The organism is Acinetobacter sp. CAU_H_S170_2, assembly GCF_058890445.1.
Window position 1 is genome coordinate 619352 of record NZ_JBZYAE010000001.1, and the last position, 13038, is coordinate 632389.

General features: G+C 42.7%; 13 protein-coding genes. 12 read left to right on the forward strand and 1 reads right to left on the reverse strand.

Translation table 11 applies throughout. The annotated features are described in order from the left end of the window. Positions 1-8: 8 nt before the first annotated feature. The 10 genes from nuoI (at position 9) to AC5EUN_RS03090 (ending at position 9473) form a co-directional block, all read left to right on the forward strand. On the forward strand, positions 9-551 hold the full coding sequence (nuoI, locus tag AC5EUN_RS03045; protein ID WP_004651038.1) for an NADH-quinone oxidoreductase subunit NuoI: 543 nt from the start codon (positions 9-11) through the stop codon (positions 549-551). Next, a complete protein-coding gene (gene nuoJ / locus AC5EUN_RS03050; protein WP_171056751.1) occupies positions 551-1069 on the forward strand; it encodes an NADH-quinone oxidoreductase subunit J in 519 nt (172 codons plus the stop codon). The genes nuoI and nuoJ overlap by 1 nt, the downstream gene beginning before the upstream one ends. Beyond that, positions 1069-1377, forward strand: a complete 309-nt coding sequence (gene nuoK / locus AC5EUN_RS03055) for an NADH-quinone oxidoreductase subunit NuoK (RefSeq protein WP_004695395.1) — start codon at positions 1069-1071, stop codon at positions 1375-1377. The genes nuoJ and nuoK overlap by 1 nt, the downstream gene beginning before the upstream one ends. Beyond that, a complete protein-coding gene (gene nuoL / locus AC5EUN_RS03060; RefSeq protein ID WP_010327355.1) occupies positions 1374-3263 on the forward strand; it encodes an NADH-quinone oxidoreductase subunit L in 1890 nt (629 codons plus the stop codon). Before nuoK ends, nuoL begins: the two co-directional genes overlap by 4 nt. A 7-nt stretch (positions 3264-3270) precedes the next feature. Continuing rightward, a complete protein-coding gene (gene nuoM / locus AC5EUN_RS03065; RefSeq protein ID WP_029575093.1) occupies positions 3271-4878 on the forward strand; it encodes an NADH-quinone oxidoreductase subunit M in 1608 nt (535 codons plus the stop codon). Between the two features lie 3 nt (positions 4879-4881). Further along, entirely contained in the window at positions 4882-6378 is a 1497-nt protein-coding gene (gene nuoN, locus AC5EUN_RS03070) for an NADH-quinone oxidoreductase subunit NuoN (RefSeq protein ID WP_005400347.1), read from the forward strand. A gap of 122 nt (positions 6379-6500) precedes the next feature. After that, positions 6501-7136 carry a uracil phosphoribosyltransferase gene (gene upp, locus AC5EUN_RS03075; RefSeq protein ID WP_058870138.1) on the forward strand — a complete coding sequence of 212 codons (636 nt, stop codon included), beginning with the start codon at positions 6501-6503 and terminating at the stop codon, positions 7134-7136. Positions 7137-7217: 81 nt separating this feature from the next. Beyond that, positions 7218-7511, forward strand: a complete 294-nt coding sequence (locus tag AC5EUN_RS03080; RefSeq protein ID WP_005400349.1) for a cold shock domain-containing protein — start codon at positions 7218-7220, stop codon at positions 7509-7511. A 155-nt stretch (positions 7512-7666) separates the two neighbouring features. Next, the gene (locus AC5EUN_RS03085) at positions 7667-8695 is read left to right on the forward strand and encodes an IS701 family transposase (protein ID WP_074964441.1); all 1029 of its coding nucleotides are present in this window, start codon (positions 7667-7669) and stop codon (positions 8693-8695) included. Positions 8696-8738: 43 nt separating this feature from the next. Further along, a complete protein-coding gene (locus AC5EUN_RS03090; protein WP_010327352.1) occupies positions 8739-9473 on the forward strand; it encodes a cold shock domain-containing protein in 735 nt (244 codons plus the stop codon). A 33-nt stretch (positions 9474-9506) separates the two neighbouring features. On the opposite strand, the gene gigC is transcribed toward AC5EUN_RS03090, so the two are convergent. Next, positions 9507-10385 (reverse strand): LysR family transcriptional regulator GigC, encoded by an 879-nt coding sequence (gene gigC, locus AC5EUN_RS03095; protein ID WP_010327351.1) that lies wholly within the window; start codon positions 10383-10385, stop codon positions 9507-9509. Positions 10386-10470: 85 nt separating this feature from the next. Between gigC and AC5EUN_RS03100 the strand changes: the two genes are divergently transcribed. After that, positions 10471-11232 (forward strand): ferredoxin--NADP reductase, encoded by a 762-nt coding sequence (locus tag AC5EUN_RS03100; RefSeq protein ID WP_010327350.1) that lies wholly within the window; start codon positions 10471-10473, stop codon positions 11230-11232. A 132-nt stretch (positions 11233-11364) separates the two neighbouring features. Then, positions 11365-13032 carry a sensor domain-containing diguanylate cyclase gene (locus AC5EUN_RS03105; RefSeq protein WP_010327349.1) on the forward strand — a complete coding sequence of 556 codons (1668 nt, stop codon included), beginning with the start codon at positions 11365-11367 and terminating at the stop codon, positions 13030-13032. Positions 13033-13038: the final 6 nt, after the last annotated feature.

Here is a 13038-nt window from a genome sequence, read left to right on the forward strand (position 1 = left end):
AGAATAAAATGTATAAAATTCTAGCTGGGTTCGGGTCAATCGTACGTTCACTGTGGATGGTTTTCTCACACGTGACACGTAAACGTGACACCATTCTTTACCCAGAAGTGCCAGCCGAACAAATTGTTCCACCACGTTTCCGTGGTCGTATCGTGTTAACACGTGACCCAGATGGTGAAGAACGTTGTGTTGCGTGTAACTTATGTGCAGTTGCATGTCCTGTTGGCTGTATTTCACTACAAAAAGCAGAAAAAGAAGATGGTCGTTGGTATCCGGAGTTTTTCCGTATCAACTTCTCACGTTGTATTTTCTGCGGTATGTGTGAAGAAGCATGTCCGACGACTGCAATTCAAATGACTCCAGATTTCGAGTTGGGTGAATACGTTCGTCAAGACTTGGTATATGAGAAAGAAAATTTACTCATTTCAGGTCCTGGTAAATACCCAGATTACAACTTCTACCGTGTAACAGGTATGGCTGTAACTGGAAAAGACAAAGGTCAAGCGCAGCGTGAAAGCGCACCAGTTGATGTACGGAGCTTATTACCATGATGTGGCCATTTTATTTGATGGCACTTGTGGCCATCGTTTCGACGATTCGTGTTGTGACCAACGCGAATCCTGTACACGCTTTATTAAGCTTGATCGTGTCACTTCTTGCGGTTGCAGGCATGTTTATGATCGTAGGTGCGCCATTTGCTGGCGCGCTTGAGATCATCGTCTATGCAGGCGCGATCATGGTGTTATTCGTATTCGTAGTGATGATGTTAAACCTTGGTCAACACACCGTTGAACAAGAACGTAAATGGTTAACATCGTCTGCTTGGGCATATCCAGCACTCATGAGCTTCTTAATGGGCTTGGTGTTGGTGTGGATGCTCGGCTCTGACTACACAGCTGCTGGCCCTGTTATGGGTACTGAAGTTGTGGGTCCAAAAGTCGTTGGCCAAGCACTCTTTACTCACTATTTATTATTGGTTGAAGTTGCTGCCATGTTATTGCTTGCTGCGTTGGTTGCAGCATTCCATCTTGGCAAACGTGAACCAGGTGCAGAAGAGGACAAACAATAATGGGCAACATCCCTTTAGAACATGGTTTGATTGTTGCAACCATTCTTTTTGCACTGGGTTTTTACGGTGTGATGGTGCGACGCAATCTATTATTTATGTTAATGAGCCTTGAAATCATGATGAACGCAGCTGCGCTTGCGTTTGTTTTGGCTGGTAGTGCATGGGTACAACCAGACGGACAAATCATGTTTATTCTGATCTTAACGCTTGCTGCGGCAGAGGCTTGTATTGGTCTTGCGATCGTCCTTCAGTTCTACCATCGCTTCCATCACTTGGATGTGGATGCTGCTAGTGAGATGCGCGGATGAGTTTTTTATATTTAACAGTATTATTCCCGCTCATTGGTTTTGTCCTTTTAGCGGCAGGTCGTAACAAACTTCCTGAAAATGTCGCTGCCATTATTGGTGTGGGGGCGGTTGGCCTTTCTGCATTGGTTGCTTTGATCGCTGGTCTAGACTTTGTTAATAACGGCAAAGTGACCTATGTTCAACATCTTTGGACATGGTTCAATGTAGGCAATCTAAGCCCAGGCATTAGCTTACATCTTGACGGTTTATCACTGCTCATGATGGGTATGGTGACGGGTGTCGGTTTCCTTATTCACATCTTTGCATCATGGTATATGCGTGGTGAAGAAGACTTCGCGCGTTTCTTCTCTTATTTCAACCTGTTCGTTGCTAGCATGTTGCTGCTCGTATTGGGCGATAACTTAGCGTTATTGTTCTTAGGTTGGGAAGGCGTAGGTCTATGCTCTTACTTGCTGATTGGTTACTACTACCAAAACCCTGCAAATGGTTTTGCGGCAATTAAAGCATTTACCGTAACACGTGTTGGTGATGTTTTCTTACTGATCGCTTTGTTCTTAATTTACCAACAGTTCGGTACTTTAAACATTGCAGAAGTGGTTGCAGCTGCACCAACAGTGATGACACAAAGTTCATCTTTAACCATTTGGACAGCACTGATGTTGTTCTTGGGTGCAGCAGGTAAATCTGCACAGATCCCATTACAAACATGGTTGGCCGATGCAATGGCAGGTCCTACACCTGTATCTGCATTGATCCACGCTGCAACGATGGTAACCGCAGGTGTTTACCTGTGCTGCCGTATGTACACCGTGTTTGAAATGGCACCTGAAGTGATGATGTTTATCTCAATCACAGGTGCGGTAACGTTGTTAGTGGCTGGTTTTGCTGCATTGGTTCAAACCGACATCAAACGTATTTTGGCTTACTCAACGATGAGTCAGCTGGGTTATATGTTTATGGCAGTGGGTGCTGAAGCTTACCAAGCAGGCTTGTTCCACATGTTAACTCACGCATTCTTCAAGGCATTATTGTTCTTGTCTTCAGGTGCCGTGATTTTAGCTTACCACCACGAACAAAACATCTTCAAGATGGGCGGTTTGTTCTACAAGAACAAATTCCTATTTGCTTGTTTCGCCATTGGTGGCGGTGCATTGGCCGCGATTCCATTCATTACCGTGGGCTTCTTCTCGAAAGATGCGATCTTGGGTGCAGTTTGGGTACAAGGCGAATCAATCGCAGTGTATAACTCATTGTACTGGGCGGGTGTAGCAGGTGCATTCTTAACGTCGATTTACACATTCCGTCTCATTTGGGTTGTGTTCTTTGGTAAAGAAAATACACCGTATCATGCGATTAAAGGCATTACTTTCTGGGGTCCTTTGGCGATTCTTGCTGTACTTTCAACTTTCGTCGGTGCGGCACTTAAAGCACCAGTGGAAAGCATTTTAAATGCAGCAAAAATTCCAGCATTTGTGATTCCTGAAGCTTTAGAACATGGTATGCACAGCGCAGAATATACTGCTGTGGGTATTGCATTGGTTGGTTTAGTGATTGGTGTGGTCTTGTTTGCGTTTGCTTATAGCGCAGTGAAAGGCTTTGCTAAAACGTCATTGGGTGCAGGTCTTGCAAACATTTGCCGTAATGCACTAGGCTTCGATGCGCTTTATGACATCGTTTTTGTGAAACCATATTTGCTTATTGCGAAGATTTTAGGTCGTGATCCAATTGATCGTTTGTGGTTAGTCTTGCCTGCACTTGTAAAAGGTGGTCATAGCTTCACAAGTTCACGTCAAACGGGTTCATTGCGTGATTACGCATCAAGCATGGCATTAGGTATCTTTGTATTACTAATGGTCTTGATCGTAACTCAGATCGTGGGGAAATAAGATGGAAATCACAAACAACTGGATTCTACCCGCGCTGATCTTAGTTCCGTTCATTGCAGGTTTTATTTGTTGGTTAGTCGACAAACTCGACGACAAACTGCCGCGTTATATTGCGCTGATTGGTATGCTCATTACTTTGGGCTTAACATTTGCGCTGTGGCAAACAGGTACATTTAACTACGAACTTGGCGCGAAAGTGCCATCGTGGTCTGCTGAATTCATGTTGCCATGGATTCAAACTTTAGGCATTAACATCCATTTAGCGGTGGATGGCCTATCTCTATTAATGGTGGGCTTAACGGCACTTTTAGGTGTGTTGGCTGTCGGCTGTTCTTGGGGTGAAATTCAAAAGAATGTTGGTTTCTTCCACTTAAACCTTTTATGGTCTTTGGGTGGTGTGATCGGTGTATTCTTAGCGATTGACATGTTCTTGTTCTTCTTCTTCTGGGAGATGATGCTTGTACCTATCTACTTCTTGATCGCGCTTTGGGGTCATAAAGGGGCAGAAGGTAAATCACGTGTTTACGCTGCAACCAAATTCTTTATCTATACGCAAGTCGCTGGTCTTATTATGTTGATCGGTATCCTAGGCCTAGTGGTTTATGGTTACATGATGACAGGTATGATCGGTTTTGATTACAACTACTTATTAGCTGTAGCCAACACTTTAGACAAAGAATTACCTACCGTTGCTTATGCATTCATGCTGTGTTTATTTGTCGGTTTTGCGGTAAAACTTCCAGTTTTCCCATTACACGGTTGGTTACCAGATGCGCATGCACAAGCACCTACAGCAGGTTCGGTTGACCTTGCAGGTATCTTAATTAAGACCGCTGCATATGGTTTACTACGTTTTGTGATTCCATTCTTCCCAGCGGCTTCTGCACAGTTTGCAGACATCGCGATCATTTTCGGTTTAATCGGTATCTTCTACGGTGCTTGGTGTGCTTTCCAGCAAACCGATATGAAACGTTTACTTGCGTATACGTCAATTTCACACATGGGCTTTGTTTTACTTGCGATTTACGCAGGTAACATCTTAACCTTCCAAGGTTTGATGATCATGATGTTGGCACATGGCCTATCATCTGCTGCATTGTTCATTATGTGTGGTCAAGTGTACGAGCGTGTTCATACGCGCGATATGCGTTTGATGGGCGGTATGCGTGGTCAGTTCCCATATCTTGCATTCTTCCTCATGTTCTTCGTGGCGGCGCTTGTAGGTATTCCGGGTCTAGGTAACTTCATTGGTGAGTTCCTGATCCTGATGGGTTCTTATGCAAAATTCCCAGTGTTTACTATTCTTGCAGCAGTAAGCTTAGTATTTGCAGGTCTTTATGGCTTGATTCTGATCCACAAAGCGTTGTTTGGTACGCCAAACGAAGAACAACAGCAGCACTACAACAACCCATTGAAAGACTTAAATGCACGTGAAGTAGTGATCTTGTTAATCTGTGCTTTCGGTCTGTTATGGCTTGGTTTGTACCCACAAAGCTTCCTTGATATTTCAAATTCAAGCATGGCGTGGTTAGCGAACAGCTACATTCCTGTACAAGAAGTAGTTGACGTTGCGAGTCAAGCAACTGTTCAACTCGAAAATGTGGAGATGCAATAAGTCATGAACTTCACAATGTCATTTTCTGAGCTTATGCCTTTAGCTCCTGTGATGATCGTTGCTTTAACAACGATTGTCGTGATGATTCTTACTGCAATTAAGCGTAACCATAACTTAATTGCAACAGCATCAGTGGTGGGCTTAAACCTTGCAGCAGCATATGTACTATTCACAATGTTCGGTGGTGCTTTTAAACCTGCGAACGTGATGGGTATGTTCATGGTGGATGCGTTCACCTTGCTGTACCAAGTAATTATTCTAATTGCTGCTTTGGCGTGCTGTACTCTGTCGCATGCCTATATTGAAAGCTATAAAGATAACCGTGAAGAACTGTATATCTTAATGTTGTCATCAGTGACTGGTGCAATGTTAATGGTGGCAAGCTCTCACTATGCATCGTTCTTCATTAGCCTTGAGTTGATGTCGATTCCTGTATATGGCTTATTGGCCTATACACACCAACGTTCTAAGTCTTTAGAAGCGGGGGTGAAGTACTTGGTGCTTTCAGCAACAGCTTCAGCAATGTTGTTGATGGGTATGGCTTATATTTACGCGTACACAGGATCAATGTCGTTCTATGACAATGTTCAAGCGTTAATGCAAAATATCCAACAGCCAATGGTACTTTTAGGTTTAGGCCTGATCGTTTTTGCTGTGGCATTCAAACTGTCTTTAGCGCCATTCCACAAATGGACACCAGACGTTTATGCAGGTGCACCAACACCGATCGCAACTTTCCTTGCTACAGCTGCAAAAGTAGCAACGATTGGTCTGTTTGTACGTTACATCCTTACTTCAGGTGCGATCCTTGTTGACTCAATCGTGACGATCTTAACCGTGATTGCGGTGTTATCGATCTTGGTGGGTAACTTCCTTGCAGTGAAACAAGTGAATTTGAAACGTATCTTGGCATACTCTTCAATTGCGCACTTTGGTTACTTGTTGATTGGTTTAATCAGCATGACTTATGCAAGCCTTGGTAACGTATCGGTCTATGTGATCACTTATGTGTTAACCACGATTGGTGCGTTCGGTGCGGTTGCATTGATGTCTAGCCCATACAACAACGTAGACGAAGCAGAAAGTCTAGCGGACTACCGTGGTTTATTCTGGCGTCGTCCAGTGTTGACAGCGGTGTTAACCGTGATGATGCTATCGCTTGCGGGTATTCCTTTGACAGCGGGCTTCATTGGTAAGTTCCTTGTGGTCATGGCTGCAGTAACGACTCAACATTGGTTCCTTGCTGCGATGATCATCGTTGGTTCTGGTATTGGTCTGTACTACTACCTCCGTGTGATGGTTGTTATGTACATGACACCACCAGATGCACCTCGTGTAGACGCTGTGGATCATTGGGGCCAAAAAGTGGGTGGTATTATGGTGCTTTTAGCTGCAGCAGCAGTGCTTGTGATTGGTATCTATCCAGATCCAATTATCAAGTTAGCACTTCAGTCAGAGATTCTATCTCCAATCCACTTTATGCTTTCTCAACAGCACTAATTTTTAAAAACGTTTCGTTTTAACAAAAAAGCCTCCATCAATTGGGGGCTTTTTTGTTTTTATCGCACGATAAAAAGCTTTATAATGTAAGGAATTTTATTTTACCTTTTAGGTGCTCTCCCGTGGCTATCCATGAAATTCGTCATCCACTGATTCGTCATAAGCTTGGTCTTCTTCGTCGTGCAGATATCAGCACTAAAAACTTCCGTGAGTTGGCTCAAGAAGTGACCATGCTGTTGACCTATGAAGCGACCAAAGATTTACCTGTTTGCGACCATGAAATTGATGGTTGGAATGGTAAAGTAACGGTAGATCGCATTGTGGGTAAAAAAATTACGGTTGTGCCAATTTTACGTGCGGGTATTGGCATGTTAGATGGTTTCTTAAACCTGATTCCAAGTGCAAAAGTGTCTGTACTGGGTTTAGAGCGTGATGAAGAAACGCTTGAAGCACGTACTTATTACAAAAAATTAGTTCCAGATGTACAAAACCGTTTAGCGATGATCATCGACCCAATGCTTGCAACGGGTTCTTCATTGGTTGCTGCGATTGATGTATTGAAAGCAAGTGGCTGTAAAGACATTCGTGTGATGGTGTTGGTTGCGGCGCCTGAAGGTATTAAACGTGTTTTGGATGCGCACCCAGATGTCACTATTTTCACGGCTTCAATTGACCAAGGCTTAAATGCCAATGGTTATATCGTGCCGGGTCTAGGCGATGCGGGCGATAAAATCTTTGGTTCAGTTCAAAAAGATTAAGATTGAGCCCCAGCAAAAAGAGGCTTTTATAGCCTCTTTTTTATATACTACAACAAAGCGTGTACATATTAGGATCTGTTTATGAAAGCCGAGCAATATCAAGGAAAAGTTAAGCAATATAACGCTGACAAAGGTTTTGGCTTTATTTCCTCACCTGAAGGCGACGTATTTTTTCATATCTCGGATTTCCCTGCAGACTCAGGTGAGCCGAAACGCAATGAACGCGTGAAGTTTAATGTGGTTGAAAATGGCGATCGCTATAAAGCAATTAAAATTGAGCGGGTTGAAGACAACTCTGCCAAAGCCAAGAAATCGAAAGTCTCAAGTCATAATAAATCGATTACCACAGACTTATTGTCTAATTTTAGACGCTAAGTCAGCGTTGATTCAGAGTTCAATCGTGCAAAGATTAATCTTTGCATTTTGAAGCAAAGAGGCTTTTTAGCCTCTTTTTTATTGATTACAATACGAAAATAGGACTTACGCATTGACGGATTCAAAAAAGTATTAAAATACTTTATAAAGTATCTGTGATCAGACGAATTAAAAATGCTTCTACAGCAACTTGTACTCTACCCATTTATATGGGCTTTCTCATGACAGAACCGAACTCTATTAGCTGCACACAACTTGCCGAGACTTATAATATCTCGCATGATAGTGTAAATCGCTTTCTAGAGCGTGAAGACTACACACCTCACGACCTATATCAAGAAGCAATTCAACATATTGATAATAATAAACTTATAGTCAGTATTGATGATACTGTTTTAGATAAACCATATAGTCAACATATGGACTTGGTTGGCTATTTTTGGTCAGGCAAACACCACCGATCCGTCAAGGGGATTAATCTCATTACCTTGTATGCGACAGATCAGAATGGTCAAAATATTCCAATTAATTTCCGAATTTATGACAAATCTGAGGGTAAAACCAAGAATGATTACTTTATGGATATGTTAAGTGAAGTACTTAGTTGGGGTGCAAAGATTCAATTTATTACAGGTGATAGTTGGTATTCATCGACTGCAAATCTAAAAACCATAAGAAAACATGGTATTCGATTTATGTTTGGTATCGACTGTAACCGTAAGGTTTCCCCAGAAAAAGGACAATGGTTTCAACTGCGTTTATTGCCGAATTTCCATCAGGGTCAAGTGGTCTGGCTCAAAGATTTTGGCTTTGTACAATTATTTAAGACTCAGTTAAAAGAACAGCAGAGGTTTTATATTGTGCATCAAGATGAAGATGATTTATTGTCCTTTGAGGGTTTTCATGAATTACATTCAAGTCATTGGAAAATAGAACAATATCACCGAGTGATTAAACAGGTTTGTCATATTGAAAAGTTTCAAGTAAGACGATCTAAACTGATTTTGAATCATATTTTTTCAGCCTTGATGGCCTACGTTGAGATACAAAAGAACCAGTTTGAGGGGATCTTTGCAAATGTATATCGTTGGCAGAAGAAATTATTTAGACCAATGATCAAAAACTTCATTGATGACTTTATTCTCGATAAAAATCATCTGCTACCACAGAGAGTCTATAAATAACAGTGCGTAAGTCCTAGAAAAATACAGTTGAATAGAGCAGATTATGTTTCTGAAAGGAAAAATCAAAAGCTTTAGTACCTCCCGTGGTTTTGGTTTCATTGAGGTGGAAGGGGATATTGATGATGTATTTTTTCATATCAAAGATTTGCCACAGCACAACATTGAACCCAAGATTGGTGAAGTACTTCAGTTTATGATTGTAGAAGACCAAGGCAAGTTTAAGGCTGGCAATATCCAGCGGCTTGGTCTGTCCTCAGAAAGCAAAGCAACGACATCACCAAATAAGAAAAAAGCACGTACCCAAGCCTCACCACGTTACCATGAGGCAGGGCATAAAAGTACCATCATCACCGTGATTGGGATCATCATCGTCGCGGCATTGGGCTTTTTGATCTATGGGAAATATCAAAGTTATTATAGTGCAGAAAAACAGCGTAAAGCTGAGCAGTTGATGCTCGAGCAACAACAGATTGTAGAAGAACAGCGTAAAGCTTTAGGAAAGTTGCCCGATCAAATCCTATCTGAGCAAGGGAAGCGTAATTTAGATGCAGGTCTGCATCAGACCAATCAACCCCGTTCTGAACGCGTAACGGAAAGTATTGATAAACAAAACGGTCGTTTACCTGTCAGCACTGGACAGTTTAAATGCGATGGACGTACCCATTGCTCCCAAATGCGTTCTTATGAAGAAGCGGTTTACTTCTTAAGGAATTGTCCAAATACCCAAATGGATGGGAACAATGATGGTGAGCCTTGTGAGCGCCAATTTGGGAAATAAAAAAGCACCCTTGGGTGCTTTTTACTTACTTACTTATTTTTCGCAGAATTTCATAAAGGCTTTGAGTCCTGGGCCTTGGTACTTCTGACGATGCACCAACATGAACAGTGGACGTGTGAGAGACCAAAACGGCGTATCAAGCACCACCAACTGGCCTTTTTCGCGCAAAGGTTCCGTTGCCAGTTTTGAAATGCATGACATCCCTAAACCACCTGCCACGATTTTTAAAATTGCTTCATTATGACCCAAGGTCAGACGGATATTGGCATCAGGCAAGTCTTTTAAAATAGCATTATCAAACACTTCACGCGTACCTGAACCTTCTTCACGCAAGATCCACTCGACCGATTTAAAGTCTTCAGGTGTTAATGTACGATTTAACTGCGCCAAAGGATGATCTGGTGCACAGCAGACGGCTAACTCATCGTCACGCCAGTGAATACATTGCAGTTGCGGCAAGTGACAAGAGCCTTCAATCAGGGCCAAATCTAGTTGGAACTGATTCACCGCCTCAATCATTTGACGGGTATTACCAACTTGCAGCTGTAAATGGGCTTGAGGTTGAATTTGTAAGAAGTCAGCCATCAGGTCAGGCATGAGGTAGTCACTGATGGTCAGGGTTGCACCCAAACGTAAATCAATGCTTTGTAACTCACCTTTAGCGGCTTGCTCGAAAGCATCACAGCGACCCAAAATTTCTAAAGCTTGTGGCAGCAGGAAACGACCCAGATCATTGAGCTGAAGACGCTTACCTAGACGGTCAAACAGTGGAGCCCCTAAACCGTCCTCTAGATCTGCTAAAGCCATACTCGCAGCACTCTGGGTGAGTCGAACCGCATCACTGGCTTTGGTTACTGTGCCTTCTTGAGCAACTGCTACAAAAACCGCCAACTGGCGTAAAGTCATGCGCATGAATATAGCCTTAACATTTAAAAAATATTAACAAATTATGTGGTCATGCTAACATGAGCAACGTCTTTGATGCCACGCTGAAATCATGTCAATTGAAAAATTTAGCCTAGAAAAGGTTTTATCCGTACACCGTTGGACCAATACACTTTTTAGCTTCACCATGACGCGACCTGCACATTTTAAGTTTACCGCAGGACAATTTGCCCGTATTGGCATCAAAGTGGGTGATGAATTGGTGGTTCGAGCGTATTCGGTGGTGTCTTCTCCCTTTGATGAAACTTTAGAGTTTTTCTCGATTGTGGTGCCTGAAGGTGCATTTACTTCGAACTTACAACACTTAAAAGTCGATGATGACATCTACCTTGAAAAGATCCCGTACGGTTTTTTGACTTTGGCGCGTTATCAGTTGCCGTTACCAAAAGACTTATGGCTACTTGGTACAGGGACAGGGCTTGCACCTTTTATTTCGATGTTGCAAGACTTTGAGACGTGGTCGAAGTACGAGAGCATTACGCTGGTTTATAGCGTACGTACAGCCTCTGAATTAGCGTATGCAACACGTATTCAAGAAATTGCAGAGACCTTTGGTGAAGGACATACAGGCTTTAAATTTGTGCCGATTATTACACGTGATCCACATGCGCCACTGCATGACCGCTTACCTGTACTGATTGAAAATGGTGACTTGGAAAAAGCAGTCGGTTTGAGCCTGAACCCTGAAACCAGTCATGTGATGCTGTGTGGTAACCCGCAAATGGTCGAAGACACCAAAGAAGCCCTAAAAGCACGTGGTTTGACGATGAACCGCCGTGGTGAAGGAAATATTGCGGTCGAAAACTATTGGTAAGATTCAAAAGCTCACATGGATAGCGATATCAAAGTATTGCTAAAACATCGCTTTAGCACAGAGAAAGAGTCGAAATATCGCGCAGGTTTTGTTGTTGACTGAAACACTTTAAACTGAGGAGCAGTGGGGTAAATGCTAAAAATGGATTCATTTCGTAATCGATTGATGGTGTTATTTGCTGGTTTGGCGTTTACTTTGGGGCTCTGTATTACCTTATATATCGGTAAAACTGCTTCGGCTCAAATGAGTAAATCCAGCGGTCAAACCTTATATATTGCTGCGAAGAGTATCAGTAATACTTTGGCAAATTCGTTGACAGAACGTGAACGGGAAATGGTGCTTTTGAGTCAATCACCGTTTATTGCTGAGGCAGACTTTAATAATCCACGTGTTCAACAGCAACTCGATCAAGTTAAAAAATCATATCAATATTATGCATGGCTTGGGATTGCTAACCCCGAAGGTAAAGTCGAAGTTGCGGCAAACCATTTATTGCAAGGTGCAGATGTATCTGAGCGGGATTGGTTTATTCACGGTTCCAAGCGAGTATATTTGGGCGATGTACACAAGGCTGTTCTGCTCGCCAAAAAAATCAAAGCCATTAACCCGAATGAACCGATGCGTTTTATTGATTTTGCGACTCCCATTTATGACCCTACGACGCATAAAATAAATGGCGTTTTGGCTGCGCATGCAGACTGGAGCTGGGCAAGCCATGTGCTGAAAAGTTCATTGTCTGAAAATGCCGCACAACGTGGGATTGAAGTCTTTATTGTGAACCAAGCGGGTGAAATTCTGTATCCGTTTAAAAGTATTGGTCAGGTGAACCCTCCGAGTTTTAGTAAACAACATGGCAATTACTTTGTGCATGACTGGGGAGAAGGACAAAACTACCTCACCACGGATGTTCCTGTATTTTCAAAAACACAGATGAACTTAGGTTGGCATGTCATGATTCGCCAGCCAGTTTCGATAGCCTTGGTAGAAGTTCGGTCACTGCAACATCAAATCTTAGCTATTGGTTTTGTGATTTCATTACTGCTACTTTTTGTGACTTATCGCTTAGCGAATCGTTTTAGCCGTCCAATTGAAAATTTGGCAAAAAGTGCGCATGCAGTCGAGCAGGGACGTGAAGATGTTTACTTTGAGGCGAATACCAGTATTCGAGAAATTAAAGGCTTGTCACAGTCATTAAATAGTATGACCGACACACTGTTGACACAAAAACATCAGCTAATGGATGCCAATACAACGCTTGAGCAAAAGGTTCAGGAACGCACAAAGGAACTTAAAGCGGCCAATATAGAATTAGAAAAGTTGGCACGGCATGATGCACTGACAGGACTATATAACCGCCGTGCTTTGACCGATTATCTGGATTATTTATACGCTCAGTTTACACGTAGTCACGTGGGCTATGCGGTGCTGTTGTTGGATGTGGATTACTTTAAAAAAGTGAATGATCAGTATGGGCACGAGGTGGGTGATCGAGTCTTAAAAGGGGTGGCGCAGGTGTTGTCCTCGAACATCCGTGAGTCGGACTTTGTTGCTCGTTATGGTGGTGAAGAGTTTGTGGTGTTGTTACCCACGACCACGCTTGAAGGTGCAATGGTTTTGGCTGAAAATCTACGACAAACTGTCGAACAAGCCCCAATTTTGGATCAGCATCCCATCAGTATTAGTATCGGGGTGAGTGTGGTTCAGGTTACAGATAGCGATGCACAGACCGCCATGCGCCGTGCAGACCAGCATTTGTACCAAGCTAAAGCGCAAGGGCGTAACCGTGTGGTTGCACTTTAACATTGA